The organism is Micromonospora sp. NPDC050276, assembly GCF_044459545.1.
Taxonomy (GTDB): Bacteria; Actinomycetota; Actinomycetes; order Mycobacteriales; family Micromonosporaceae; genus Micromonospora.
Window position 1 is genome coordinate 116359 of record NZ_JBITJA010000016.1, and the last position, 26111, is coordinate 142469.

Annotated in this window: 22 protein-coding genes; 3 read left to right on the top strand and 19 right to left on the bottom strand. The window is 70.1% G+C overall.

What is annotated here, in order from left to right; translation table 11 throughout:
- Nucleotides 1-5: 5 nt before the first annotated feature.
- The 17 genes from ACIBF8_RS27630 to ACIBF8_RS27710 all read right to left on the bottom strand — a co-directional run bounded on the left by ACIBF8_RS27630 (nt 6) and on the right by ACIBF8_RS27710 (nt 20282).
- Entirely contained in the window at nt 6-1259 is a 1254-nt protein-coding gene (locus ACIBF8_RS27630; protein ID WP_396786834.1) for an Ig-like domain-containing protein, read from the bottom strand.
- 176 nt (nt 1260-1435) lie between these two features.
- On the bottom strand, nt 1436-2413 hold the full coding sequence (locus tag ACIBF8_RS27635) for a hypothetical protein (protein WP_396786835.1): 978 nt from the start codon (nt 2411-2413) through the stop codon (nt 1436-1438).
- On the bottom strand, nt 2410-3849 hold the full coding sequence (locus tag ACIBF8_RS27640) for a M48 family metallopeptidase (protein WP_396786836.1): 1440 nt from the start codon (nt 3847-3849) through the stop codon (nt 2410-2412). The genes ACIBF8_RS27635 and ACIBF8_RS27640 overlap by 4 nt, the downstream gene beginning before the upstream one ends.
- 104 nt (nt 3850-3953) lie before the next feature.
- Nucleotides 3954-4805, bottom strand: a complete 852-nt coding sequence (locus ACIBF8_RS27645) for a hypothetical protein (protein WP_396786837.1) — start codon at nt 4803-4805, stop codon at nt 3954-3956.
- Between the two features lie 146 nt (nt 4806-4951).
- Nucleotides 4952-5149, bottom strand: a complete 198-nt coding sequence (locus ACIBF8_RS27650) for a DUF2695 domain-containing protein (protein ID WP_396786861.1) — start codon at nt 5147-5149, stop codon at nt 4952-4954.
- 110 nt (nt 5150-5259) lie between these two features.
- Nucleotides 5260-5679 carry a DUF2750 domain-containing protein gene (locus ACIBF8_RS27655; RefSeq protein ID WP_396786838.1) on the bottom strand — a complete coding sequence of 140 codons (420 nt, stop codon included), beginning with the start codon at nt 5677-5679 and terminating at the stop codon, nt 5260-5262.
- Between the two features lie 102 nt (nt 5680-5781).
- Complete coding sequence (locus ACIBF8_RS27660) at nt 5782-6759, bottom strand: hypothetical protein (protein ID WP_396786839.1); 978 nt, start codon at nt 6757-6759, stop codon at nt 5782-5784.
- A gap of 32 nt (nt 6760-6791) precedes the next feature.
- Nucleotides 6792-8321, bottom strand: coding sequence for an OmpL47-type beta-barrel domain-containing protein (locus ACIBF8_RS27665; RefSeq protein ID WP_396786840.1), 1530 nt, complete (start codon nt 8319-8321; stop codon nt 6792-6794).
- Between the two features lie 8 nt (nt 8322-8329).
- Nucleotides 8330-12268 (bottom strand): ThuA domain-containing protein, encoded by a 3939-nt coding sequence (locus tag ACIBF8_RS27670; protein WP_396786841.1) that lies wholly within the window; start codon nt 12266-12268, stop codon nt 8330-8332.
- Nucleotides 12269-12291: 23 nt separating this feature from the next.
- Nucleotides 12292-13296: a multicopper oxidase domain-containing protein gene (locus ACIBF8_RS27675; protein WP_396786842.1), complete on the bottom strand. Its 1005-nt coding sequence runs from the start codon at nt 13294-13296 to the stop codon at nt 12292-12294.
- A gap of 298 nt (nt 13297-13594) precedes the next feature.
- Complete coding sequence (locus ACIBF8_RS27680; RefSeq protein ID WP_396786843.1) at nt 13595-14434, bottom strand: amino acid ABC transporter ATP-binding protein; 840 nt, start codon at nt 14432-14434, stop codon at nt 13595-13597.
- Nucleotides 14435-14439: 5 nt separating this feature from the next.
- Nucleotides 14440-15234, bottom strand: coding sequence for an amino acid ABC transporter permease (locus ACIBF8_RS27685; RefSeq protein WP_396786844.1), 795 nt, complete (start codon nt 15232-15234; stop codon nt 14440-14442).
- A gap of 77 nt (nt 15235-15311) precedes the next feature.
- Nucleotides 15312-16130 carry a basic amino acid ABC transporter substrate-binding protein gene (locus ACIBF8_RS27690; RefSeq protein WP_396786845.1) on the bottom strand — a complete coding sequence of 273 codons (819 nt, stop codon included), beginning with the start codon at nt 16128-16130 and terminating at the stop codon, nt 15312-15314.
- A gap of 176 nt (nt 16131-16306) precedes the next feature.
- Nucleotides 16307-16984 carry a hypothetical protein gene (locus ACIBF8_RS27695; protein WP_396786846.1) on the bottom strand — a complete coding sequence of 226 codons (678 nt, stop codon included), beginning with the start codon at nt 16982-16984 and terminating at the stop codon, nt 16307-16309.
- 98 nt (nt 16985-17082) lie between these two features.
- Nucleotides 17083-17994, bottom strand: a complete 912-nt coding sequence (locus ACIBF8_RS27700) for a sulfotransferase family protein (RefSeq protein ID WP_396786847.1) — start codon at nt 17992-17994, stop codon at nt 17083-17085.
- A gap of 3 nt (nt 17995-17997) precedes the next feature.
- Nucleotides 17998-19002 carry a sulfotransferase gene (locus ACIBF8_RS27705; RefSeq protein WP_396786848.1) on the bottom strand — a complete coding sequence of 335 codons (1005 nt, stop codon included), beginning with the start codon at nt 19000-19002 and terminating at the stop codon, nt 17998-18000.
- The gene (locus ACIBF8_RS27710; protein WP_396786849.1) at nt 18999-20282 is read right to left on the bottom strand and encodes a glycosyltransferase family 4 protein; all 1284 of its coding nucleotides are present in this window, start codon (nt 20280-20282) and stop codon (nt 18999-19001) included. Before ACIBF8_RS27710 ends, ACIBF8_RS27705 begins: the two co-directional genes overlap by 4 nt.
- A 259-nt stretch (nt 20283-20541) precedes the next feature.
- On the opposite strand from ACIBF8_RS27710, the gene ACIBF8_RS27715 reads away from it, so the two are divergent.
- Genes ACIBF8_RS27715 through ACIBF8_RS27725 form a run of 3 tightly spaced genes read left to right on the top strand, consistent with a single transcriptional unit; the run spans nt 20542 to nt 23748 of the window.
- Nucleotides 20542-21501, top strand: coding sequence for a hypothetical protein (locus ACIBF8_RS27715; protein ID WP_396786850.1), 960 nt, complete (start codon nt 20542-20544; stop codon nt 21499-21501).
- Entirely contained in the window at nt 21494-22273 is a 780-nt protein-coding gene (locus ACIBF8_RS27720) for a sulfotransferase family protein (protein ID WP_396786851.1), read from the top strand. Before ACIBF8_RS27715 ends, ACIBF8_RS27720 begins: the two co-directional genes overlap by 8 nt.
- Nucleotides 22270-23748: a hypothetical protein gene (locus tag ACIBF8_RS27725; protein ID WP_396786852.1), complete on the top strand. Its 1479-nt coding sequence runs from the start codon at nt 22270-22272 to the stop codon at nt 23746-23748. The genes ACIBF8_RS27720 and ACIBF8_RS27725 overlap by 4 nt, the downstream gene beginning before the upstream one ends.
- Before the next feature lie 393 nt (nt 23749-24141).
- On the opposite strand, the gene ACIBF8_RS27730 is transcribed toward ACIBF8_RS27725, so the two are convergent.
- Both ACIBF8_RS27730 and ACIBF8_RS27735 read right to left on the bottom strand, forming a co-directional pair.
- Nucleotides 24142-24849: an SDR family oxidoreductase gene (locus ACIBF8_RS27730; RefSeq protein ID WP_396786853.1), complete on the bottom strand. Its 708-nt coding sequence runs from the start codon at nt 24847-24849 to the stop codon at nt 24142-24144.
- Complete coding sequence (locus ACIBF8_RS27735; protein WP_396786854.1) at nt 24846-25823, bottom strand: transcriptional regulator; 978 nt, start codon at nt 25821-25823, stop codon at nt 24846-24848. The genes ACIBF8_RS27730 and ACIBF8_RS27735 overlap by 4 nt, the downstream gene beginning before the upstream one ends.
- Nucleotides 25824-26111: the final 288 nt, after the last annotated feature.

Below are 26111 nucleotides of genomic sequence, written 5' to 3' on the forward strand. Positions count from 1 at the left end.
GCCGGTCAGCCTGCGGCGGTGGGCGGCGTCGGCGTGGGCGACGCCCCGGCGACCGCGCGTTTGTGCGGCGTTGGTCGAAGATCCTGGGGTACGGGCAGCGCGCTGCCCTTGACGAACTGGGCCCAGCTGGTGTTCCAGGCCGTCCAGCCGTTGCCCGACTGGAGCCGGACCTCGGTGCCGGTGAAGGTGACCAGGTCACCGATCTGGGTGATGCCCATCAGCCACCGGGCATTGGCCGGTGAGACGTTGGTGCAGCCGTGCGAGACGTTGCGGTGCCCCTGATCGGACACCGACCAGGGCGCCGCGTGGATGAACTCGCCGCCCCAGGTGAGCCGTTGCGCGTCCCGGACGTTCACCACGTAGCCGCCGTTCGGCTCGCCGCGGGTGTCGAACGTGGTGTACTGGTGCTTCTCCATGATCACCATCTTGCCGCTGGACGTCGGTGTGCTCGGCTTGCCGAGACTGACCGGGATCTTGCGGATCAGCTTGCCGTCCCGCAGCACGCGCATCTGCTTCGTGGCGTTGTTGACCTCCAGTGCCACCTGCCGCCCGATCCGGGACGTCGCGGTGCGGTCGGCGTCACCGACCTGGTTCTTGCCGATTGGCAGACCCTCCAAGCCGGCCCGGACGCTGATGGTCGTGCCCGGCCGCCAGAAGTCGGGAGCCCGGTAGTAGACCTGGCTGCCGTCGTCCACCCAGGACCAGGCTCCCGGCTGCGGCGGGTTCGTCGTGACGAACAGCCGACGCTGCACCTCGGCGCGGGCCGCCCTGGCGATGGGCGGATCGAAGCCGATGGTCACCGGCATGGCCGTGCCGTACGTCTGCTTGTCGGCGAAGTACAGCGTGCTGGTCACCCGCGGCTTCGTCGACGTCGCCATGGTGGTGAAGGTGGTGGTGCGGGTGGTGGTCCCGCCGGAGTCGCCGGTGGCGGTCACCTCGGCGGTGTAGGTGCGCTGCGGCTGTAGGGGAACCGTCGGCACCCAGGCGGTGCCGTCCTCCCGTGGCGCCGTCCTGACCAGGGCTCCCTTGTCGTCGACGAGGCGCACGGTGGTGATCTTTCCGCCCGTCACCAGCGGTACGACCTCGGCGCTGAGCGGCACGTCCCGGGACAGGTCGGCGGGCGCGAGAGTCAGCTCCGGCGATGGCACCACCCGTTCGGCGGGCCGCACGGCGGACTTCCGTTCGGCGGACCTCCGCTCGGCGGTGCATCCGCCGAGGACCAGGGGTGTCGCCGCGACAGTCACCGCCACGAGCGCCATTCGCCTTCGTAACCCCATCGAACGTCCCCCGGCTCCCGTGTTACTCCGTGGCGGCAATTCTCTCCGCGTCGACGGCGCCGTGCGGTGTTTCCCGGGAATCACGAGACGAAGGTGGGAACGGAGGCCAGAGGCGGGCGTCGAGGCGCCCGCCGAACCAGGGTCGGCGCACTCGAGGTTCAGGGCTCGGCCCCGGTGAGCGCCCAAACATTGATCAGCAGCGCCGCGCCCACGGCGGCGGTGAGCGGGACAGCCAGTCCGCCAGCGAACAGGACGCCGCCCAACCCCCCGAGCGCCGCGCCCACCAGGGCGAAGACCGCGGCGCGCCACCACCACCTCCGGGCCCGGGGCAGCGAGGCCCCGGCCGGGAGGATGACGAAGTCGTGCAGATCGCCGCTCACATCGGTGCGTTCTTCCAGCACCACCCGCTTCGGCGGCTGGTGTCGCAGCCGCCCGATGGGGACCAGCCGGACCTGGCCCGGCATCACGATGACCACCCGGCGCTTCGACGAGACGTCACCGTGGACCGCGACGGGGACGGGACCGCTGGCCGCGTCCACGACTGGGTGCCACATGACCCGCTGCCAACGGTCGGGATCACGGCGTCGATCATCCGCCAGGGCGATCCAGGTGCTGTTGCCGACCGAGATCGGCGGGCCGTCCGGTCTGTCGCCCGCGAGCACCGATGCCACCATGAGGCGACCGGACCGCGCCGCCGCGCGTCGGAACAGGAAGCCGCGCAGCGCCCAAACAAAAGCGATGAACACGGTCACGAAGCCCGCGATCAGGATCGGTACCACCAGGTCGTCCTCGTCGCTGGTCTCCTCCGGGTCGGCCGGGAAGCCGCGGGGTGCGGGCTCGGCCGGGTCGTAGGCGATCGGGAACGCCTGGCCCCGCGTGTACCGGTCGGTGTCGTAGATCCCGAAGCGCTGCATATGCTCCCGGCCCGCCTGGTCCACCCACCGGACACGGATGTCGCCGAGGTCCCCGATGCCGTCCTCGACGACGATGCCCTCGACGACAGAGGTAGCTCGATCATGCGCGCTCCCGTACCGGTACGCCTGCCAGCCGAGCCCGCCCGCGACGACGGCGAACGCGAGTATCGCCGCGGCCAGCGCCAGCAGCGCGACCCGGAGCACCGGTCGTTGTTGACTCATCGCGCAGCACGCTCGGTGAGAATCGGAAGCAGTTCCCGTATCCGGGTCGGGTCGCCGGTGTCGACGGCGAGCTCCAGCAGTTCCTCGACGTCGAGCAGCGCACCGTCAGGGCCGACGAGCACACTCGCTGTCCACCGGCTGACGCGTGCCCACCCCGCCTCCAGCAGCATCCCACCGATCACGTGACTGAGACAGCCGACCAGGACGTCGCTTGCGGCGCCGGCCCGCATCGGCTGCGGCAGCCTCCCGACCTCCGGGTCGATCGCCTGCGCCAGTCGCATCCAGGTGCCGTCCACCAGCGCGTCCGCCGCGGCGGCCACCGCCCCGCCGACGAACTCCTGTCCCGTCACCTCCACCAGATGCGAAGCGGCCTCCCGCAGGCTCGCCTCGAAACGCTCCGGTGCGATGTCAAGGAGACGAACCGGCCGAAGCTCGCCAGCAGCCTCTTCCGAGCTGACGAGGTCCCGCACACACCGTCGCCGCAGCGAGTCGAGTTGCCGCAGGGCCACCGACGCGCTGGTGTCCCAGCCGACGCCGAGGTGCTCGGGTAGCGCGGCGAGACGGGCCGCCAGCGGAGGCTCGATCGCGGCGGCCATCGGGGGGTTCTCGTCGGCGTCGGCCGCCAGGCGCGACGCGACGTGCGGGTCGGCGAGTGCCGCGTCGAGGGCTTCGTACAGGTCCTCCGGGAAGTCACCGTCCTCGCCGAGCACTCCGACCCAGGTGGCGACGAACAGGTAAAAGGCCGCGGATACGGTGCCGACCTGAGCGAGGGCGTTGCGTACCGCCGGAGTGCCAGCGACAGCGGCGGCGTCGGCATCCGCTGCCAGGGCCAGCTGCCAGGTTCGGGCCTGACTCGCCCGAAGCAGCCGCTCGACCAGGCCTGCCGGAGCCCGGAAGCGGTTCTCACGACTTTCCACCAGCGAGTCCCGCGCCCGGAGCAGCAGGCTGGTTCGCCGGTCACCGGCATGCTGTTGATGAGCGAACTCGCGCGCCACGACAGCGACGAGCTCGGCAGCGGTGAGCCGACGCACCAGCGGCAGGCCGAGGAAGAGCGTGAAGGTGCGAAACCCCGACGTCCTCGTCGGCACGACGGCGACCTCTGGCTCGGCCACGATCCGTACGAGCAACGGGACCCGGAAGTCGAGTCGTTCGGCGGCCTGCCGCACCAGGATGGTCAGCTCCGGCTCCTCGGCCGGACGCACGGCGTGGCCATGGAACCGCGCTCGGTGTGTCACCGCGCTGATCACCGTGAACGCGACTGCGGGAAGCGCGATCCACACGAACGGCACCCAGGCGCTCAAGACAACCAGGGCGGCAAGCACCACCAGGCCGATCAGGAGAGCGGCCGGGTGCGCGAGGGCGGCCATCGCGGCGATGAGCATCCACTCGCGTACGGGCCACGGGCGGGCGGTGGGAGAGTTGGCGGTTGTCTCCATCTCACCCCTTGCTCTCATGGGGCGTCGAGAATACGTTGCCCGCCGCCGTCGGCGGAAGGCTGCTGATGCCCTCGGCCGCTCACTGAGATCAGACGGCCGGAGGGTCAGGGTAGGGAACGTCCGGCGGGGCGACGGTTCGATCGGCCCGGTCTGAGCCCCCAGGCGTAGCTCGCTGTGGTGGCGACACCGAGCAGGACCCACCAGCCGCTCATGACTTCCTGTTGCCACAGCAAGGCCAGCACCGCGGTAACGGCGGCCATCACTGCGGCGACCACGCCGTTGAGCAGCCGGTACCAGCCGGGTCGACGAGCGGACAGCTCGTCGAGCACGGTGTCGGGCGGCGCTTCGCGCACCGAGTGGACGACGGCCGCCATGACAGGCAGCTTTTCGGTATGCACCGCACCGGGTACCGCGGCGGCCCACCGCGCCAACTCCTCGGCCGTCAGGCCGATCATCTCGGCGGGCACCCGCAGTAACCGGCACAGGGCGGCGAGCGCATCGGAGGGCGCCAGGTCGGTGCGGCGCAGCAGGGTGATCACACTAGGCACCTGCTCGGTTAGCCGGAACTCCTCCGCGAGGGCGCGGCCGACTCGTGCGGTGCTCTCGGGGGTGGTCACGACGGTGCTGCCCCACTCGTGCGCGCCGGCGACCCGACCGTCGCGGGTGAGGAGGAACCCGGCGTTGCGGGTAGACCACCAGTACGCCAAGGTCGCCCGCCCGGCGCCGCCCAGCGCCTCGGCCGCGTGCACCGGCGCTGTCGGTTGCCCCTGACCGTCCCAGACGTGCACGCTCCACTGTGTCCCAAGCGGCACGGTCCACGCCGATTGCAACGCCAGCGGGCCATCCGCCGCGGCGCTCGCCACCGGCGCGTACACCAGCACGACGCCCGACTCCGGCTCCGCCGGCTGCTCAGGTTGGGGCTGCGGGTCGGTCGGGTCGGCGGTGAGCAGTTCCAACGGCGCGCCCAGCGCCCGGCACGCGTCGGCGAGCCGAACCGCAGTGTCGTACCGGGCCGAGGAGGCGGGGGCTAGGGCCTGCGGGTGCCCGCCCGTCCGCCCCCGTCGCGAACCCGTTCGGAGGCGTCTCTCCCTTGATCGGTCGATCAGCCGTTATTTGTACAAGTCCCCCTGCCGCCATAGTCCAAGTTCGCTAGGGTCTCGCAGTCGCAACCTCCCCCCGCATGCCTGAGCTTGTCAAGCACGCGAAGATCAATACCAGCGGCTTGCAGCCAGTCAGAAGTGAGTTGTTGCGAATGACTGCAACCATCCGCGGCCTGCAGAGCTACGTCAAGATGATTCATCAGCCGGTTGAGTTGGTAAGGATCCAGCCCCAACGCTGCGTGCTCCCTCCGACGCTCCTGATCAAGCCAGGCTCTTTTCAGTTCTCGTCGTCGCTCCGCTTCGCCAACCACTATGGGCCAACCTCGTCAGCCCGACGCCCAGCAGCAAAAACCTTGGCTCTAAATTCGGCCGTGGTCATCGAAACCGCGATCCGATCATCAACCGGGAAGATGGCTATTCCTTCACTGTCGACCTCCAACTGCGGCAGCCATACCTCGAGAAAGCGCTCAAGCGAAACCTCCACTGGCGCCTCCCCTGATGGGCCAGCGCACTCGATCTCCGCAAGCAGCGGGTCGGGCCACACCGGCAGGACGTTCGTTCCCTGGGCATCCTGCATGAACAACGTTCCCTCTTCGTCCCCCCAAGCCCACAGAGCTTGCTTCTCGACAAAAGACCGGATTGAGTAGATCATTCTGGAAGCGCCGGTCTTGGCCCTGAGTTTTTCGGCCTCAGCCCTGTCCATGGGAAACCGACCCATGTGAACCTCCATCGCAATAGCCTCAGATCAGCAACCGGTCCTAGTCGACGCGGCACGCGACGGCGGCCGGTCTCCCCTCCATCCGGGGTGACCGGCCGCCGTCGCGTCGATCAGCTAGAGCCGGGCCGCGCCCGCCTCGGTGGCCTCCTGCACCGCCGAGGTACGGCGAGCCTCGGCCCGCTGGTCGGCGGCGTCCTCCCGGTCGCCGCCAGCCACTCGCGCCGACCGGTTGGTGGTCGCCGCCGCCTGGTCACCGGTCACGCCGCCCCGGATCCGGTTGTTCGCGGCCACCTGGGCGGCCGGGTCGTTCGACGTCACCGCCAACTGCCCGTTGATGATGTTGTCGTCGACGGTGACGCCACCGGTGGTGCTGGTGATGCTCACGTCCTGACCCCAGTACCCGCCGGAGGCGCAGCTGTCCAGGGTGCCGTTCGGGCCGAGCTGCACCCCGCCCAGGTTACCGGCGAAGGTGGCCCGACCCTGCACCGCGCTGCCGCACACCACACTGCCGGTGGCGCTGTTGAGCACCGACAGCGTGCCGTCGACGAACGAGTCGTGCACGTCGGTGTAGTAGGTGCCGGTGCTGCTGAGGTTGCGCCGCACCTGGGTGCCCCGGTCGAGCCGGACCTCACCGGCGCTGACGTTGACGTGCCCGGTGACCGTCGACTCCTCGGCGAACAGGAAGCTGTCGATGGTCGTGGTGCCCTTCGGCCGTACGGTCACGGTGCCGGTCCGGGCGTCTTTCAGGAAGATGCCGTACCCGCCGGCGGCCAACACCACCTGGCCGTCGATGGTCGTCTCGGTCGCGTCGAGGTAACCGTCGGCGGCGACGCGTACCTCACCGCTGACCCGGCCACCGGTCACCACCAGGTTGCCGCCGGCCGCGACGGTGACGTTGCCGGTGATCGTGGTGCCGGTCAGCGCGCAGGACTCGCCGGCAGGCACGAGCAGGTCGTTGGGCACGGTCACCGCACCGCCGGTGCCGATGCAGTGGGTGACCAGGTCGGCGTGTGCGGTGGGCGCCACGGCCAGCACCGAGGCCGCGATCACGGCGCTCACGGTGGCCAACTTGGCGACGGTACGTCCGGGCATCGTGGTACTCCCTGTCGATGAGGTTCGAGGACTCATGCGCCGACGTCCGATCGGGCCGCGGCCCGGACGATGGCGCCCTGCTGCCGCCGGTCGAGCATGCCGCCGGTCACGAGCGTGGCGGTGACCGCCTCGACGTGCCGGACGAATGCGGCGTGGTCGGGGTAGTCGGCGTGTTCGTCGATCAGATCGTTGATGGTGCAGCCGTCGCCGGTGTCCACGTTGGTGACACCGGTGTCGTCACCGTCGATGATCACCGTGGCCCGGGTGTCCGACGCGGGGCAATCGTCGGTGCCGTCGGCCACCACGGTGAACGTCGTCGACTGCTCGGTGGACGAGTTCCCCGCGGTGTCGGTCGCCCGGTACCGCACGGTGTGTGCGCCGGGCGTGCGGACGGCGACCGGGGTGGTGTACGCCGTCCAGCCTCCGGCGTCGAGCGCGTACTCGGTCTTCGCCACCCCCGACTCGGCGTCGGTGGCCGTGACGGTCACGGTCGCGGCGCCGACGTACGCGCCGTCGTCGTTGCGGTCACCGGCCACCGTGGCGGCGACCGTGGGTGGGGTGGTGTCCTCGGCCTGCGGCTCGACGACGGTGAAGTGGGCCATCTGTTCGGCCGACGTGTTACCGGCGGCGTCGGTCGCCCGGTAGTGCAGCATGTGCATCCCGACCGTGCTCACGACGATCGGATTCGTGTACGCGGTGAAAGCCGCCCCGTCCAGCGCGTACTCGATGGTGGCGACGCCGGAACCACTGTCGGTGGCGGTCACCGTGGCGGTGGCCGTACCGATGTAGTTGCCGTCGCCGTCGCGGTCGCCGGCCAGTGCGGCCGTGACCACCGGCGCGGTGGTGTCCTCCTCCCCCGGCTCGACGATCCGGAACGACACCGAGCCGACGGCGCTGGTGTTGCCGGCCTGGTCGGTGGCGCGGAACTGCACCGAGTGGTCGCCGATCGCGGTGACCCGCACCGGCCCGGTGTACGGCTGGTAGCTGGTGTCGTCGACCTGGTACTCGACGGTCTGCACGCCCGAGTCGGCGTCGGTGGCCGTCACGGTCACCGTGGCCGCGCCGAGGTAGTTGCCGTCCGGGTCCTGGTCGCCCGAGACCGCGCCGGTCACCGTCGGCGCGGTGGTGTCGCCGCCTCCACCGCCGTCGGTGACCACCAGTTCCCCGACCATGGAGCTGTGGCCGGGGATCGAACAGAAGTACCGGTACCGGCCCGGGGTCAGCGTGACGGTGGCCTGGTGGCGACCGTCGTTGGCGTCGAACGGGCTGGCCAGGATGTTGAGGGTGACGTCGTGGTTGTAGCCCTCGGTGCTGGTGTCGAAGGTCAGGGTGTGCGGCATCCCGGTGGTGTTGCCGGTGGCCGCGCTGTTCTCCCAGATGATCGTGGTCGCTCCGGCCACCGCCGTGGTGGGCGCGGACTTGTAGCGGGTGATGCTGTCGTCGGCGGTCCAGGTCAACACCTGGTCGGCGGCGACGCGCGGGGCGGCGGAGGCGGGCGCTACTGCCAACGGGATCACCGTGAGCAGGAGCGCCGCCAGCGCGGCGGTCAGTCGTCGGGTCATCGTCACTCCTAGAGTTCCCGTACGCGGACGTTGCGGAACTCAGCCAGGTCGTTGTCACCGTGGTTCTGCAGACCGATGAAGCCGCGCAGGAACTGCCGCAGATCGGTCGGCGGGTCGCCGGCACGCGACGACTGCTTGCCGGGCGTGTTGTCGAACTCGTTGATCACCACGCCGTTGCGGATCATCGTGTAGTGCTGCCCGACGACGCGGATCTCGTAGTCGTTCCACTCGTTCTTCGGGGTGACGCCGGCCTGGGCGAGCGGCACCGGGTCGAAGTTGTAGACCGAGCCGGTCTTCTGCGGCTCGCCGGTGTCACCGTCGTAGATCTGGATCTCGTGTCCGCAGTAGATCGCCATCCACGCGGTCGAGGTCCGGGCCGAGCCGACGGTGCCGCAACTGCCCGGTGGACGCTGCTCCAGGGGGGTTCGCAGGTCCGGGAACCGGATGAAGACGCCGGTGTTGGCCCGGCCGGTGCCCGGCGCGATGTCCTTGAACTGGAGCCGCAGCGAGAAGTCGCCGAGTTCCTTTGTGTGCCAGAGCATGCCCAGGCCTCCGCTGGGCCGCAGCGAACCGTCCGGCTGGATCGCGAACGATCCGGTCGGCGCCTGCTGCCAATCACGCAGCGAATCGGCGGTGCCGTCGAAGAGCGGCTCGTACCCGGTGTGCCCGTCCCGGCCGATCTCCGACGCGGCGGCCAGGCGGGTCAGGGCGCCGGCCTCCCGGGCGCTGAGCAGGTCGTCGTCCTGCAACGCCTGGGCCACCGCCTTGACGTGCCGGACGAAACCGTCGTGGTCGGACCAGGTGCTCTCGTCGTCGATCAGGTCGTTGGCCGTGCAGCCCTGCCCGACCGTGCGACTGGGCACCCCGGTGTCGGTGTCACCGAGCCAGACGTTCTGCCGATCGTCCGGCACCGCGCAGCCCACCGTGACGGTGCTCTGCACCGTCGCCGTCTCCCCGTCGGCGTACGTGACGGTCAGCTTCGCGGTATAGGTGCCGACCCGGGCGTACACGTGCCGGGGGTTCGCCTCGGTCGACGTGGCGCCGTCGCCGAACTCCCACCGGTAGCTGACGCCGCCGGAGCGGGAGCCGGTGAAGGCGATGGTCAGCGGCTTGTTCTGCACGGCGACCGAGTTGGCCGTCGGCGCCGGGGTGGGCGCGCCACCGGTATAGGTGATCCGGATCAGCTTCTGGTTGGCGTGCAGGCTGAAGAACCCGCCGCCGTAGTCGAGCAGGTAGAGCGCGCCGTCCGGGCCGAACTTGGCGTCCATCCAGCTCTGCAACCGGGTGTCACCGTTGCCACCGGGGATGATGGCCCGCAGCGACTCGGCGTACACCGGCGGGGCGGCCTGCGGAACCCCGGCCGGGTCGACGGTGACCGCGACCCGGTTGGACGCGTTCGACTGGTCGCCGATGAACCACTTGCCGTCCCAGTGCTCCGGCCACGCCACCCCGCTGGTGGTGTCGACGAGGCTGCGGTGGTACGTCGGGCCGGACATGATGGCCTGCCCACCGCCGCGCAGATACGGCTGCGTGTAGGTGGCGTCGGCCGCCACGTAGGTCGGCAGGTCACTGCCGTCGGTCCGCTTCGGGAACACCGGGCCGCCACCGTCCGGCGAATACCAGATCATGTTGTCCCGGGCGGCCGGGATGTCCACCAGTCCGGTGTTTCGCGGTGAGGTGTTCTTCAGGTTGTCGCAGTCGTACCAGCCGGTCAGCACGGTCGCGTCGGTGTTGCTGCGGTCGCGGTACGGCTGCCGGTTGCCCATGCAGTACGGCCAGCCCTGGTTACCGGCCGAGGTGATGATGGTGGCGGTCTCGTACTTCGCCGGGCCCAGGGTGGGGCTGGGCGACGAGGCGTCCGGGCCGACCCACCCGGCGGTCAGCCACTGGTGCACCGGGTCGATCTGGAGGCGGGCGATGTTACGCACGCCCATCACGTAGATCTCCGGCCGGGTCTTCTCGGTGCCCGGCGGGAACAGGTTGCCCTCCGGGATGGTGTACGTGCCGTCCGGCTCCGGGTGGATCCGGATGATCTTGCCGGCGAGGTCGTTGGTGTTGCCCGACGTGCGGCGGGCGTCCTGGAAGGAGATTCCCTGGTACTCCTGCGTCCAGTTGTTGCCGGAGTAGCCCTGCGACCCCTCCGAGGAGTTGTTGTCGCCGGAGCCGACGTAGAGGTTGCCCTTGGCGTCGAACGCCATCCCACCGCCGGCGTGGCAGCAGCTGTGGATCTGCACCGGGAACTGCAACAGATCCTTGCGGGTGGCCTGGTCGATGGTCTGCGCCTGCCGGTCGTAGGTGAACCGCGAGACGGTCCGTTGACCGACGCGCTTAACCCGGTCGACCGAGTCGTGCGGCATCCAGTAGACGTAGAGCCACCCGTTGTCGGCGAACGCGGGGTCGGGCACGATGCCGAGCAGGCCCTCCTCGTTCTTCACCAGCTCGGACCCGCTGCCCCGGTTGCCCATCACCTCCAAAGTGGTGAGCAGTTTGACCTGCTTGGTCCGCGGGTCCCAGGAGTGGATGGTGCCGCAGCCCAGGCCGACGTTGGGGTTGTTCCAGTCCGCGATCGGGCCGCTCGGGCAGGCCGCCTTGCCGACGTAGAAGACCGTGCCGTCCGGCGCGATGGTCAGCCCGTGCGGCTCGCCGATCTGGTCCAGCTGCCCGGTCTGGTTGGCGGCGGTGAGTCGTTCCACCTTGTAGTTGGCGGCGATGGTGGCCTGGCAGTCGCCGCGTACCCGACCGGTGGTCCAGTTGAGGGCGCCGGCGAGGTGGGTGCGGAACGCCTCCTCACCGTAGCTGCCCTCGGTGTGGCCCATGCCGGTGTAGAACGACCGGCCGCCGTCGTAGTCCCGGCACCAGGACACCGGGTGGAAGGGGCCGTTGGCGCCCACTCCCGGGTTGTAGTGCCGCTCCTCGACCTGGGCGAGCGTGTGCACGGTGCCGATCGGGTTCGGGTCCCAGTTCTCCCAGCGGTCGGACCGGGTGATGGTCAGCGGCAGCGACGCCGTGGCCGGGTGCTTGCGGTCCAGGATGTTCACCACCGCGCGGTTCACCGCGGGCGGCTCCGGGGCGGTGGTGCTGCCGGTGAACAGGCGCAGGTCGGCGAGCTGCACCAGCGGCTCCCCGCTGTTCGCGGTGACGTTGAGCCGGTAGCGCGTGAACTCCTGCGGCGTGGCGATGTCGAAGCGGCGGGTCTGGAACCGGTCCGGGAAGGTCTGCCCGGTGCGCCGGTCCAGGTCGGTCCAGCTCTGACCGTCGGTGGAACCCTGCAGGGTCCAGTCCTTCGGGTCCCGGCCGGCGGAGTCGTTGGCCGACGTGAGCGCGTACCCGGTGATCCGCTTCGGTGCGGCCAGCTCGTAGGCCACCCAGCCGGTCGGGGTACGGACCAGCCACTTGGTGTTGGCGTCGCCGTCGGTCAGCTTCTCCTTGGTCTCGTTGGGCGGGTTCTCGCCGCTGGCGGTCACCCGGGCCACCGGCTCGGCCACCGGAATGGCGCCGGCCGGGCGGGTGCCGATCAGCCCGGTGAACCAGGTGGAGTCGACCTGGGCGCGGGCGGCATCGGCGATGCCGACGAAACCGCCGCCGGCCTTGACGTAGCTCTGCAGCGCCGACTCCTGGTCGCGGTTCAGCGCGGCGCCCGTCGCGGAGAGAAAGACCACGCTGCGGTACGTGGACAGCCCGGCCGTGGTGAACGTGCCCGGGTCGGTGGTGGCCGTGACATCGATGTCATGACCGGCAGCAAGCTGTTTGATGGTGTCCACCGCTCGCGAAACCGGGTCCTGCTGCTCGGCCACCGGGCCGTGGAACACCAGGACCGCGGTCCGCTGCGGCTGCGCCGTCTGCGGGGCGGCTGTCGTTCGTGGTGCGGCGGCAGCCGCCGTCGTCGCCGGGATCAGTGTCGCGAACGCCGCTACCGCGGCGAGGGTTCGTCGTAAGTTTCTGGTCATGCCCGTCCCCACTTTCGGTTCGGTCAGCTTCCGTGCGTGTGGGTGTGGCCCTGGAACCGGTGGATCGCCTCCTCGGCGCCCGGCGGCATGCTGCCGTCGGCGTTGCGCACCAGGAAAATCCCGGCCATGCCGCCGTCGGAGTGCGTCTGCACGTGGCAGTGGTACATCCACGCACCGGGTCCGACGCCCTCCCCGGCCAGCACCTGGAAACCGAACGAGCTGCCGGGATTGAGGTCCTTGTTGTCGATCACCAGGCTCGGGTCGCTCGGTCCCTCCAACATCCCGGTGCGGTTGTCCGCCCAGCGATGCGCGTGCAGGTGGAAGGTGTGGAACAGGTTGCCGTGGCCGATGGCGATCCACTCCACGCGCTCGCCCAGGTTCGCCTCGAACATCGGGGTCGCCGGGGCCATCCGGTTGTTGATCATCATGTCGTGGAACACGGCGGTGAACTGCTTCGACGGCAGGATGTCTCCCCGTCGTCGGACGATCAGCGCGCCGTACAGTCCCTTCGCGACACCGCCGGTGCCGTGATCGGTGCCCATCGCGTGATCGTGGTAGTGCCAGTAGCCGGCACTGCCGGGCATGTACCGCCGGCCCGCCGCGGCCACCATCTCGTGCGAGCGCCAGACGTACGTCCGCGTCTCGCCGGGGTTGTTGAACGAGGCGTTGAACGGGCTGCCGTCGGATTCGGTGCTGTAGTCCACCCCGTGCGGGTGGATGGACAGTCGCTGACTGGTGGTGTTGACCAGGGTGATCTCCAGGGTGTCACCCTCGTACATCTCCAGGATCGGGCCCGGAACAGTGGCTTGACCGGGCGCGAGGCCGTACCCGAACAGGTTGCCGGGCAGCTGCTCGGCGTAGATGGTGACCTTCTTGGTGACGCCGGCGGCGGCCCTCGCAGGGCTGCCTCCGAACGCGGTGCCGATCGTTGGGGCGGACGCGCCCAACGCCCCGGCGGCCAGTGCGCCGGTGGCGATCAGCGATCTGCGGGACAGGTGGCGGTGAGGACCACCAGCGTGATCGTCCATGGGTCTCCGTTCCCGACCGGGCGAAGACGCGACGAGGGCAGGGTGCATCGACCGCCGAGCACGGAGGCGGTGGCACGACTGAGGGTGAGGCTCGTCGCGTGCTTTGCTCGGAAGGCTCAGAACTTTCGGTGGATGACAGCAACTTATGTAATCCATCGACGAAAGTACAGGGTCTGATTGCAAAAAGATTACCTTGACATCACGACGTCCGTCGATTGACATAGTCCTGACATACAAGAAGACGCCGGGCTGCCGTCGATGCGGCAACCCGGCGGGTAAGACGTACGGAAGCTGTGGGTCAGACCTGGTGGCGGTCGTCCGCCGGCAGGGCGGGGGCCTCCGGCGGCTCGGGCGCCTGGTCGGGCTGACCGAGCTGCGCGACGTGGGTCGGGTCGAGGACCCGGGACAGGAACGCGCGGGTCCGCTCGTGCTTCGGCGCGCCGAGCACCTCCTGCGGCGGCCCCTGCTCGACCACCACGCCACCATCCATGAACACGACCCGGTCGGCGACGTCGCGGGCGAACGCCATCTCGTGGGTGACCACCATCATCGTCATGCCGTCCTCGGCGAGCTTGCGCATGACGGTGAGCACGTCGCCGACGAGTTCCGGGTCCAGCGCGGAGGTCGGCTCGTCGAAGAGCATCAGCTTCGGCTCCATGGACAGCGACCGGGCGATGGCCGCCCGCTGCTGCTGCCCACCGGAGAGCTGCGCGGGGAAGGCGTCGGCCTTGTCGGTCAACCCGACGCGCTCCAGGTTTGCCCGCGCGATCCGCTCGGCCTCGGCCCGACCGCGCCGCAGCACCCGGCGCTGGGCGATCGTGAGGTTGTTCAGGACGGTCAGGTGCGGAAACAGGTTGAACGACTGGAAGACCATGCCGATGCCGCGGCGAACCGCGTCGATCTCGACGTCCGGGTCGGTCATCTCGACGCCGTTCACCCAGATCTTGCCGGCCGTCGGCTGCTCCAGCAGGTCGACGCAGCGCAGCAGGGTCGACTTACCGGAGCCGGACGGCCCGATGACGCAGACCACCTCGCCCTGGCCGACCTCGAAGTCGATGCCCTTGAGCACCTCGAGCGGCCCGAAGGACTTGTGCAGGTCGCGGATCTCCACGGCGGGGCGGGATGGGGTGGTCGTCATGGGGGTCACCGAGCCTTGGCGTAGCGGAGTTCGAGGCGTCGTACCACCTGCGACAGCGGCAGGGTGATCACCAGGTACGCGAGGCCGGCCACCAGCAGCGGCGTGGCGTTCACCCGGTCGTTGAGCATGTCCCGACCGAACTTGGTGATCTCGATGGTCTGCGCCGTCACACCCAGCACGTAGGCCAGCGACGAGTCCTTGGTGAGCAGGATCAGCTCGTTCGTCAGCGGCGGGATCACGATCCGGAACGCCTGCGGGATCACGATCGTGCGCATGGCGGTGAAGTGCGACATGCCGAGGGTCCGCGCCGCCTCCATCTGCCCCTTGGGGACGGCCTGGATGCCGGCCCGGATGGTCTCCGCCATGTACGCGGCGGCGGTCAACCCGAGGCCGATCGCGATCGAACCGACCACGCCGCCCGGGATCTCCCGCTCCGGGAAGGCGATCGGGATGCCGTACCCGACGAGGAAGAGCACCAGCAGCGCGGGCAGACCCCGGAACAGCTCGATGTACGCCGTCGCCACCCAGCGGTACGGCGCCACCCGGGACAGCCGCATCAGCGCGAGGATGGTGCCGAACACCAGGCCGAAGGCGAACGCGCCCAGCGTGTAGAGGATGGTGTTGCGCAGCGCGACCGTGATGATCGTCGGGAACATCGACTTGATGATGTCCACGCGGAAGAACGCGTCGGCCAACCTGTCCCAGTCCGCGGCGAACAGCACCGCGGCGATGATGGCGATGAAGACCAGGTACTGGAGCCCGAGGGACAGCCGCTCCCGCTGGCGGCGTCGCAGCTTCACGTTCGCTCGTTGCCTTCCCGGAGGTTACCGACGGCGGAGGGCGCGCGTCCCGCGCGCCCTCCGGTACTGCGCTGTGCTCAGGCGCTCGGCCGCTTGCCGATCCACTTCTCGTAGATCGTGTCGTACGTGCCGTCCTGCTTGGCCTTGGCCAGCACCTCGTTGATCTTCTTGAGCAGCTCCGGGTTGGCGCCCTTCTTCACGGGGAAGCCGTACTGCTCGCCGGTGTCGAACTCGGCGGCCACCTCGAACCCACCCGGGTTCTTCTTCAGGTACTCGGTCCAGACCGGCAGGTCGTTGATGGCGGCCTCGACCTGGCCGTTGGCGAGCGCCTGCTGCTCGGCAGCGAGGTCCTCGAACTCGACGAGCTGCAGACCCTTCTCCGCCTCGAGCTTCTTGGCGTAGTCCCGGCCGGTGGTGGCCGCCTGGACGCCCACCTTCTTGCCCCGCAGGTCGTCGAGCGACTTGTAGGTCTTGCCGGTCTTCACCAGCATGGCCTGGGTCGCGTCGAAGTACGGGTCGGAGAAGTCGATCACCTTGCGCCGTTCCTCGGTGATCGTCATGCCGGCGGCGGCCGCGTCGCACTTGCCGGTGTTCAGGTCCTGGCCGGACTTGATCCCCTCGAACGGGGTGTCGATGATCGTCTGCTCGACGCCCAGCTCCTTGGCGACCAGGTCCATGATCTCGACGTCGAAGCCGGTCACCTTGCCGCTGGCGTCCTTGGACTGGAACGGCGGGTAGGGCAGATGGGTGCAGACGGTCAGCTTGCCCGCCGAGACCAGCTTGACGCCGCTCGCCTGGACCTCGCTGTCATCCTTCTTGGCGCATCCCGCGCTCAGCGCGAGAGCGGCGATGGCCACGACGAGGCCGGCCTGACGGACGGCGCTTGGGAACCTCACGGCTGTGTCCCTCCGATGCGGCTTCCATTGCGCAGAAAGCCAATCTGGTTCATAGACTTTGCGATAAGCGACCGTACCCGATCTGGCGCGTCGCCCCCAGATCACGCTGCGACCGCTCGGCCGGTGCGGCATACCGACCCCCGCCGGCAAACCGGACACTTGCCCCGCAAGGTGCCTTAGCCGCCGGTTCCCTCGGCCGCCCCGTCCGGGGTCAGGGCCCCTCCGTGGGGGTCTGTGTCGAGGAACACGTGTTGGTGACCGTGGCCGGAATCGATGCTGATCTGGTCGAGCTGGGTCGCCGCGACCGACCAGATCGTGGCGGCCTCGGCCGCCTGCCGCGCGGTGACCTCCAACAGGGCCGCCCGCTGCGCGGCCGGAACGCCGGCGGCCACCGCGTAGGCGTCGACGGCCAGCGACGCCTGCTGGACCGCTCCGCGCAGGCCGCCGCGCGCCACGTTGGTGGCGGTGGTTCCCGACGGCGGGTCGGCGAACGGGGCGGCCGCCTGGCGCATGACCTCCTGCCATTGGCGAGCCTTCGCCGCGTCCGGCGCGCGTCCGCCCGCCGTCTTCGTCTTGATGGCGGCCAGGACCGGGGCGACCTGGTCGCGAACGCGTCGGGCCGTGTCGATCAGCTCCACGATCTGCTGGGCGTCCCGCTTCGCCTCGGCCTGTTTGATGCCCTCGATGGCCGCCTCGGTGGCGTCCGGGCGGCCCACCTGGTAACCGACCAGGCCACCCAGCAAGGCGGTGACCAGTGCGATCACGCTCGCGGCGGCCGCGAACCGCGCGGTGCGGCGATGCCGCCCATCGGCCTTGTCCAGCAGGTAGGAGGGTCGGCCGGTGCGGCGCGCCATCGCATCTCCTCACATCGATGGTGTGGGGGCCAAAGATTAGCCGCCCGCTCGACGTCCGTCGACAGCACCGCGGATACACGCAACGCCGGCAGTGGCGTCTAGACCTGGTAGCCCCACTCGGCCAGCGGCTTCTCCAGCACCCGTTCGATCGCGGCGAGCTGCGCCGGGCTGAGTTCGTCCCGGTACGCCGCCGCCCGGCCGGCCGGGAAGTCGTAGCGGGAGAAGCCCCTCTCGAAGGCGGCCGACCAGCTCAGGCCAAGGAAATCGAGCATCCGGCCGACCTGCTCACGCGGCTGCTCGACCAGGTCCTCGTAACGCACGTCCAGCCACTGGTCGGCCGGATGACGCAGCCGCGCCTGCGCGAACGCCTCCATCAGCATCTTCCAACCCAGGGCGGCGAGCACCGGGAAGGAGCGCCCGGACTCGACCCACTCTTCCCGCAGGTCGGACGGGAGCGGGCCGTAGATCCAGTTGTCCGGCCCGCGCCAGCCGTCCCACCAACCCATCTGGAGCCACGAGTTGGCCACCGCCCGGCCGTCGCGCACCACGTTGACCACCCGCAGTTCCGGGTACGCGGCGTGCAGCAGCCCGGTGCGCGGCCACCCGGTGACGTGCTGCACCAGTTGCGCACAGCCCTGCCGGGCGATCCGCTCGTCGAAGAAGGCCCGCAGCCGCCGGGCCACGAACGGCGTCAGGTCCTCGGCCAGCAGGTCCCGGCACGGCCGGGAGAAGCCGGCCAGCACCTGCCGGTCGAGCAGGTGGTACGCCTCCGACGGCGCCACCCGGAGCCGGCCCCGCTCCAGCAACCGTCGGCTGTGCCGCAGCGAGGTCATTCCCGCCGGGCGCGGCGCCGACCGCCGGTAGAGCGCACCGTTGAACCGGCCCTTGGGGTTGAGCCGGGCGAGTTTGTCGTCCAGGCCGGAGACGAAACCGACCGCGGGATGCCGGGAGAGCAACTCCTGGACCAGCGTCGAACCGCAGCGACCGGTGCCCACCACCAGTGAGAGCATCGTTCAGCCTTCCTGCCGGGTGGCGGGTGACGAGGGGACGACCGGGTCCGGACGGGACGTGGCGACGGACGTGGTGACCGCCGGGCGGCGCAACGGGTAGCCGAACCGGGACAGGGCCAGCGATGTCAGTCCGGTCACCACGGCGTACGCGCGGGTGGACAGCCCGGTCAGCCACTCGGTGTCGGCGACCACGTCGACCAGGCCGGTGCGGTGCCGCGCGGGGTTCCCGGCCACCGAGTGGGTGGGGGTGAGCCGTGCCGTGTGCGGTGTCGGAAACGGGAGCTCGTCGGGGGTCGCGCCGACGAACCCGGCGATCCGGGCGGTGATGCCGGCCGGGTCGGCCACGAAGTCCTCGTACCGCACCCGCAGGTAGCGGTCGTCGCGGTCACCCCACAGTCGGACCGTCGCGGTGTTCCAGACCAGCCAGAGCAGCGCGGCCTTGCCGACGGGCGGCCGGCTCATCAGCTGGTCGTCAGCGCGCCCGTCCAGCCGGCGTCGGCGCCGCCACGAGTACGCGGTCGCGCGCGGGTCGCGCACCACGTGCAGGACGTACAGGTCGATGCCGGGCAGGCTGCCGAGCAGGGCACCGTACGGCGGCAGTTTGGAGGAGTCCACGATGACGCCACCCTCGGGAAGTGCGTGCGCGGCGATCGAGGCGTACAGCCGGGCCAGGTGGTTGTCGTCGGGGTGGCCCGCGACCGGCGGCTGCCCCCGACGCCGGCGGCGCAGCAGGGTGGGCAGCCCGCGCAGGCGAAGCCGCTCGGCCAACCGGGCGGCGATCCCGGTCGGGTCGGCGTCGGTCAGGTCGGCGCGCACCCGGGTCCAGAGCGGGCAGTCGGCCAGCGGGGAACCGCAGCCACAGGGCCGGTTCTCCAGGATGCCGCGCCGCCACAGGTACCGCAGCTCTCCGGCGGCGAAGAAGCCCGGCAGCTGTCCGAGGACCGTGGTCACCAGCGTGCTGCCACTGCGACCACTGCCGGCCAGGTAGAGCACCCGCACTGGACTCACCGGGCCGCTCCCCCACCGGCCGCCGCCCGCTGCGCCCACCGCCGGGACGGCAGCGCCTCGGCGGCCTCCGCGTACAGCCCACGGATACGGTTGAGGTGCTTCTCCGGGTCGAACCGAGCGGCGACCTTGGCCCGGCCGGCCCGGCCCATCCGGTACGCCCGCTGGGGGTCGGCCAGGATGTCGTTCAGCGCGGCACCGAGCGCGGTGGGTTGGTCGGCGGCCACGACGCGGCCGTCCACCTCGGACTCGATCAGCTCGGGCAGCCCGCCCAGGTCGGTGGCGACCACCGGGACGCCGCAGGCGAACGCCTCCAGCACCGCCATCGGCTGGTTCTCGTGCCATCGTGACGGGACGGCGACCACCGCCGCCGACCGGATCAGGTCGTGCAGGCGTGGCTTGTCGAGGCGGCCGTGGAACCGGACCCGACCGGGCACCCGCCGCGCCGCGAGCGCCTCCAGCTCGGGGCGAGCGGGGCCGTCCCCGGCGACGTCCACGGTGACCTCGTCCGGCAGCGCGGCGACCGCCTCGACCAGCACGTCGACTCCCTTCTCGGACGCCAGCCGGCCGGCGAAGACGACGCCGCCGCCGGGCGTCTGCTTGGCCGCGACGCCGGTCAGGTCGACAAAGTGGTTGACCACCCGCAGCCGGTCCGGGTAGACGCCCGCGCGGCGCATCACGTCGGCCAGGAACTCGCTCGGGCTGACGAAGACCTGCACCGGGTCGTACGCGTTGAGCTGCCGGTGCAACCAGGACTCGACCGCGAGCAGACCGCTGCGCGACAGCGATCCGTCCTTGCAGCGGCGCCGGGCCGCCTGCAACGGGCCGCCGGTGACGCACGCCTGGCAGGGGCGGCCCCGGTCCAGCAGTTGGTAGCTCGGGCAGGCGAGCTTGTAGTCGTGCAGGGTCAGCACGCACGGCACACCGGCCACGCGGGCGGCGGCGAGCACCGACGGGGAGAGCTGGTGGTAGATGTTGTGCAGGTGCAGCACGTCCGGGCGGAAGTCGTCGATCACCCGGGCCAGCCCGCGGCGGCTGGTCGGCGACCACAGCATCCGGGCGGCGGCCACCGCGCGGGGCCGCAGCCCGCTCGGCGCCGGCTCCAACTCCACTTCGGATGGAAACCGCGCCGCGTACGGCAGTGGCGACTCGTTCTCCGGGTGGCTCATGCCGAAGAAGGCGACCGTATCACCGGCGGCCCGTTGCAGCTCGGTGAGGTCGAGCAGATATCCCTCCGCGCCGCCACGGCGGTAGAGGAACTTGTTCACATGCAGCACGCGCATCGACTCGGCCTGCTCACGTCGATCGGGCGAACCGGGCCCGGGGTGGGTGACCGGGGTCTGCCCGCCCCGGCCAGGGCCCACGGTATGCAGGGCGAGTCGGCGAGTCCAGCTCACCTTTCGCATGTGGGCTGAACGGTTGATCTTCGTCTACCCGTGCGGTCCGCAGCCTGGCCTCCCGCCGCGATCTCCCGATAGCCTGGCTGCCGCCGGTCGCACCCGCTCTCCACTGGGCCGGGCCGGTGCCCGACGAGGAGGACGCGTGGCAGCCGACGACGAGGTCTCCGCACTCGCGTACACCGTGCGGAGGCTCGGGCGGCATCTGCGCTGGGCGCGTACCGAGGGAATCGGACGGCTGATCGAGGAGGACCGTCTCAACCCGGTCGACCGGATCGGCACGGCCCTGGCGAAGCGTCGCTGGCGACGACGGGCCGGCCGGGCACCCGGCTCGGCGATGCCGGTCTACCTGGTCGGTCTGCAACGCTCCGGCACGAACATGCTGGTCCGGGGCCTGGACGCGGCCCCCGAGGTCGAGGTCCGCAACGAGAACGACAGCACCCTGTTCCACCGTTTCCAGCTCCGCCCGGACGCGGTGCTGACCGCCACCCTCCACCGCAGCCGCCACGCGTACGTCCTGGTCAAGCCACTGTGCGAGAGCCACCGCGTGGACGAGCTGCTGGCCCTGCCGGGGCTGGTGCCCGGACGCGCCCTCTGGGTCTACCGCGACGTCGACGACCGGGCCCGCTCCGAGGTCGCCAAGTTCGGCGACGCCAACCTGCGGGCGCTGCGGGCGATCGCCGACGGCAGCATCGGCCGACGGTGGCAGGGGCAGCGGCTCGACGCCGCCACCGTCGAGCTGATCCGGGCCCACGATCCGCAGCGGTTGGACCCGCACAGCGGCGCGGCGCTGTTCTGGTACGTGCGCAACTCGCTCGTCTTCCAGCTCGGCCTGGACCAGCGGGCCGACGTGCTGCTCTGCCGCTACGACAGCCTGGTCGCGCAACCCGCCGCGCAGCTGCGCCGGCTTTGCGCCTTCCTCGACTTCCCCTACCATCCCCGGCTGCACGCGCACATCGCCCCACGCGAGTCGCCCGGCCCGGCGGGCGACCGGCGGCTGCCCATCGACCCGCACGTCCGGGTTCGCTGCGACGAGCTGACCGACCGGCTCGACCGCGCCGCGGCCGAGGCCCGATCCGAGACGAAGGCGGCCGACCGTGGCTGAACCCGCACCCCGCACCGCGCCGATCTTCCTGGTCGGGTGCCAGCGGTCGGGCACCACGATGGTGCGTCTCGTGCTCGACTCGCACTCGCGGATCAGCTGCGGCCCGGAGACCCGGTTCCTGCCGGACCTGCGCCGCATCGTCGGCCGGGACTGGGAGCGCCTGGCCCGCTTCGGCTTCCCCCGCGAGGATTGGCTGCGCCGGATCCGGGACTTCTTCGGCGGCGTGCACGCCGACTACGCCGCCGCGCGGGGCAAAACCCGGTGGGCCGACAAGACCCCGCTGTACGCGATGTCGCTCGACTTCGTCACCGAGGTCTTCCCGGACGCCCAGATCGTGCACCTCATCCGGGACGGTCGCGACGTGGTGGTCTCGCACCGCAAACGATTCGGCTACTGGTCCGCCGTGAAGTGCGTGGTGAAGTGGCCACGCTACATCCGCGCCGCGCGGGCGGCCGGCGCCACCCTGCCGCCGGACCGCTACTACGAGCTGCGGTACGAGCAGGCGGTCAACGAGCCGGAGAAGGCGATGCGCGGCCTCTTCGAGTTCCTCGGCGAGCCGTGGGAGGACGGCGTCCTCGACTACGACAGCAAGCAGCACGACGTGGCCCAGAAGTACACCACCGAGGCGGAGCGGCGACGGGCGGCGGCGAGCGTCACCGCGCCGATCTACGGCTCCCGGGTGGGCAGCTACCGCCGCGAACTCGACCCGTTCCTGCGCCTGTTGGTCTGGGTGTTCTCCGGTCCGACGCTGCGCGCCCTGGGTTACCGGTGACCCGCCCGGGCCGGCTGCGCGCGATCGCCACCGCCGCCATCGCCGCCACCCTCCTGCTCACCGCCGGCTGCACCGGCGGCGGCGACGACGATCCGCCGCCGGCCGCCGCCCCCTCGGCGACGGCGGCACCCGGAGCCACCAGCACCGTCGACGGCGCGCGCAACCCGTTCGGCGCGCACTGGGACTGGTCGCGCTACCAGCAGTTCGCGCCGTACCTACGCCGGATCGCCGGTTCGGCGACGTACGAGGAGATCTCCTGGTGCGAGATCGAACGGACCCCGGGGCAGCCCGACTGGGCCGGGTTGGACGAGATCGCCTCGCGCAGCCGGGAGCTGGGCATCACCCTGCACCTGAAGATCCGCACCGGCGTGTGCTGGGCCACCGGTGGCACCGCCCGCCACACCCGGGGAGCGGCCAACAAGACCGAGTCGGCGATGCCCACCGACCTCGCCGCGTACCAGCGGTTCGTCCGCTCGGTGGTGCAGCGCTACGGCCCGTACGGGGTGCGGGAGTACGCCATCGAGAACGAGGTGAACGCGCCGAGCTACTGGGCCGGCAGCCCCGAGGACTACGGGCGGCTGGTCCGGGCCGCCGCCGAGACGATCCGAGCAACCGACCCGTCGGCGCGGGTGGTCGACTCCGGCATCAGCAGCGTGGCGTACGGCATGGGAGTCGCCGACCGGCTGGTGCGCGCCGATCGGGTGCCGGAGGCCATCGCCGCCTACCAGGCGTACTTCCAGCGCCGGGTCGGCACCCGGGGGCAGCAGATCCCGGCGGTGGCCGGGGAGGCGCAGCTGCGCAGGGCGCTCGGCACCGAGACCAACAGCCGCAGCCTGCGCTTCCTGGCGGTGACCGAGGCGCTGCTGACCGACCGCACCGTCGACGTCCGGCAGGTGCACTTCTACGAGCACTTCAGCGGTGTCGCGCCACTGCTGGACTACCTGCGGGCGACCACCCCGGCGGGCACGCCGATCCAGGCGTGGGAGGTCGGGCAGTTCTGGCGCGACGGCGACGGCGACCCGACCAGCCGGGCGGCGGAGATGGTCAAGACGGTCACCCTGCTGGCCGCCGGCGGAATCGGCGAGATCAGCTGGCTGCCGCTGGCGTACAACCCGAACAACGCGGCCGGCAGCGAGGTCCGCTACGGTCTGCTCGACCCGGACGGCACCGAACGCGAGGCCGGTCGGATGCTGGCCGCCCTGGCCGACGCGGCCCGAGGCGCCACCGTCACGCCGTTGCCCGCCTCGGTGGCCGGCAGGCTGAACGGGGTCGCGTTCGTCCGCGGTGGACAGAGCACGCTGGTGCTCTGGTCGGCGTCGAACACGGCGGTGACCGTGCCGGCGGCACCGGGCGGGCGGACCGGGGCGGTGGGCGCTCCGCTCGGGGCGGCCGGGAGCGGCACCACCGTGACCGACGTTCCCGTCCTGCTCCGCGCCGACCAGCCGGTGGACCGGATCCTCGCCGCCGTCCGCTAATGGCTTCTGCCGCTGCCTCCACGAGACTGTCCGACGTCAACGTCAGCAGCCTGATCATGACCACTCCCGACACCCAGGTCCGTCACTCCAGAACGCCCCGCCCGCGCCGATCTTGCAGTTTCTGTCGCCGATATGGTGGGGATGCCCGCTTATGCCGCGACAGAAAGTGCAAGATCGCGGAGGAGGGTCAGCTCGCCGCCGTCGATCGTGGAGTTGTGGTGCCTGGTTTGGCATGATCCGGATAATTTGCCCCCACCACAACTTTATGATCGACGGGGCAGTGCGGGGTGTCGGACACCGCATCGCGCGGGCGCTTGACACGCCGGCGCGAAGCGATTGACCGGCGCAGTCCAATGTTCCCGGTCGAGCGGATTCGGGCGCAGGTCCGGTCGGCTACCAGTCGAGTGGCCTTCGTTGGTAGAAGAGTCCCCCGGTCGGGCCGTCTGGTGGCAGCGTGGCAAGCCATACGAAGGTGTCGGCAGCTTCATCGGGCGTGGAATTCGCCTTTCCGTACGCCAGACGGGTGTCGACCTTGCCCGGGGACGCGGCGTTCACCAGGATGCCGTCTTTCTTAAGCTCAGCTGCGAGGATGCAGGTTAGTGCGTTCACCCCAGCTTTGGACACTCGGTAGGAGACGCTTCCGGTTCCCATCTCGCCGAAGGTGCCCATGTGGCTGGTGACGTTGACGATTCTGCCGTACCCGTTCTTTCTCATCTCCGGGATGGCTGCGGTGCAGCAGCGCCAGGTCCCCATGATGTTGGTGTCCAGCGTCGCTCGCACCTTCTCCATGTCGGCGCTGGCTGCTGCCTGACCTCGGTCGATGGCGATGCCGGCGTTGTTGACGAGGATGTCTAGCCGGCCGTACTGGTAGCCCACGTCCGCCATGGCGCGAGCGACGCTGGCCGGATCGGCGATATCTAGTTGCTGCCCGGATGCGGATAGTTCATCCGCGAGTAGTTCGTCGGCGGCCCGATGTGCGGCTTCCTCGGTGCGGGCTGTGACGACCACATGGGCACCGGTCTCGGCTAAGCCGCGGGCGATGGCTTTGCCGAGTCCGCGGTTGGAGCCGGTAACAACTGCGACCCTATTGGCCTCACTCATGTCAGCAGACTACGCACGCGCTCATCCAACTCTCCTGTCGCGGGGTGTCGATGCGCCACGAGGCGACCATGGATGTCGAGCAAGCGGCGGTGGTTGCGCACGGATCGAGTGGCAACGACATCTGGGGCAGCCTGGGCGACGAGGCTGCACGCCTGCTCGACATCTCCGAGATTTAGTACGGAGTCAGCGCGCCAGATCAGATAGGTTGCGCGGTCGCGGCTGCGCTCGGCCGGTTGGAGTGCGAGGGTCTGCTGAAGCCAGTAGTCGCTGGCTTGGTGGCGCTGCAGGAGTAGGTAGCAGGCCGCAACCTGGGCGGAGTACTCCGCATGGTCAAAGTAGCTGGCCCAGGCTGGGCTTGCTTCATCGTCAGCGCGTGACATCTCTGTGTCGGCCTCTGCGAGTCGTCGCTCGCACGCTACCGATTCACCAAGCACTGCATGTGTACGAGCCAGACGCGTAGTGAGCATCGCTTGCACGCGGGCAGGCGCATCCTTCGCCCCAGCCCTTGCAGCATCGGCCAAACGGAGGGCCTCGGTGGGGCGTTCAGTGTCGACCCGCTGAAGGCTCATGCACTTCAGGATGTTCGCGCCTGCCGCGCGATCGGCTGCGGAGTGGGCAGCGTGGAGGGCGGCAAACCAGTAGCGCTCGGCCGCCGCGTGGAACCCTGCATCGAAACTGGCCCAACCAGCGATCCGCCCCAACTCGGCGGCGACGACCAGCAGGCGATTGCCGGCAACCTCCGAGTAACTGCTGTGGCGCAGGAGATCCGTTACCAGCCGAAGCTCGGCGTCAACCAGTGACCGCACGCTCCCGCCGCCGAGGCTGGCATCCATGCGGCGCAGGGCCGGCAGTCGCTGTTCAAAGCAATCCAGGAGATCTGTGTCGACGCGGCCTCCCTCAAGCGCTGCGTTGATCTTCGGAGGCTCGGTTGCGAGCCACCGTTCGGCTATCGCAGCAGCCAACCCGGTCTGCATGATCAGAAAACCTCGGCGATCTAGCACTGCTGGTCCTGCAGTGTCGTCAAGCAAGGCGACTGCTCCGTTGACGGTCCAGGGTGCTGACGTGCTGATCGCGGGACCGGTAGGGAGCCAGTGGGGCCACCCGAGCGCCCTAACTGTCTGCCTATCGACGCCGAGTTCGTCGGCCAATGCGACCTGTGAATCCTCATGTCAACGCCGCTCCAAACCTGACCACCGTGGTCCGGCTGAAACTGGACCACCTCGGTTGGTTGATCTTTAGTCGTTGGTCTTATTTGCTGCAGG

Coding starts and splice junctions, on each gene's coding strand:
- ACIBF8_RS27630 (WP_396786834.1), bottom strand. CDS start 1,259: ATGGCGCTCGTGGCGGTGACTGTCGCGGCGACACCCCTGGTCCTCGGC.
- ACIBF8_RS27635 (WP_396786835.1), bottom strand. CDS start 2,413: ATGAGTCAACAACGACCGGTGCTCCGGGTCGCGCTGCTGGCGCTGGCC.
- ACIBF8_RS27640 (WP_396786836.1), bottom strand. CDS start 3,849: ATGGAGACAACCGCCAACTCTCCCACCGCCCGCCCGTGGCCCGTACGC.
- ACIBF8_RS27650 (WP_396786861.1), bottom strand. CDS start 5,149: ATGAATCATCTTGACGTAGCTCTGCAGGCCGCGGATGGTTGCAGTCAT.
- ACIBF8_RS27655 (WP_396786838.1), bottom strand. CDS start 5,679: ATGGAGGTTCACATGGGTCGGTTTCCCATGGACAGGGCTGAGGCCGAA.
- ACIBF8_RS27660 (WP_396786839.1), bottom strand. CDS start 6,759: ATGCCCGGACGTACCGTCGCCAAGTTGGCCACCGTGAGCGCCGTGATC.
- ACIBF8_RS27665 (WP_396786840.1), bottom strand. CDS start 8,321: ATGACCCGACGACTGACCGCCGCGCTGGCGGCGCTCCTGCTCACGGTG.
- ACIBF8_RS27670 (WP_396786841.1), bottom strand. CDS start 12,268: ATGACCAGAAACTTACGACGAACCCTCGCCGCGGTAGCGGCGTTCGCG.
- ACIBF8_RS27675 (WP_396786842.1), bottom strand. CDS start 13,296: ATGGACGATCACGCTGGTGGTCCTCACCGCCACCTGTCCCGCAGATCG.
- ACIBF8_RS27680 (WP_396786843.1), bottom strand. CDS start 14,434: ATGACGACCACCCCATCCCGCCCCGCCGTGGAGATCCGCGACCTGCAC.
- ACIBF8_RS27695 (WP_396786846.1), bottom strand. CDS start 16,984: ATGGCGCGCCGCACCGGCCGACCCTCCTACCTGCTGGACAAGGCCGAT.
- ACIBF8_RS27700 (WP_396786847.1), bottom strand. CDS start 17,994: ATGCTCTCACTGGTGGTGGGCACCGGTCGCTGCGGTTCGACGCTGGTC.
- ACIBF8_RS27710 (WP_396786849.1), bottom strand. CDS start 20,282: ATGCGCGTGCTGCATGTGAACAAGTTCCTCTACCGCCGTGGCGGCGCG.
- ACIBF8_RS27730 (WP_396786853.1), bottom strand. CDS start 24,849: ATGAGTGAGGCCAATAGGGTCGCAGTTGTTACCGGCTCCAACCGCGGA.
- ACIBF8_RS27735 (WP_396786854.1), bottom strand. CDS start 25,823: ATGCAGACCGGGTTGGCTGCTGCGATAGCCGAACGGTGGCTCGCAACC.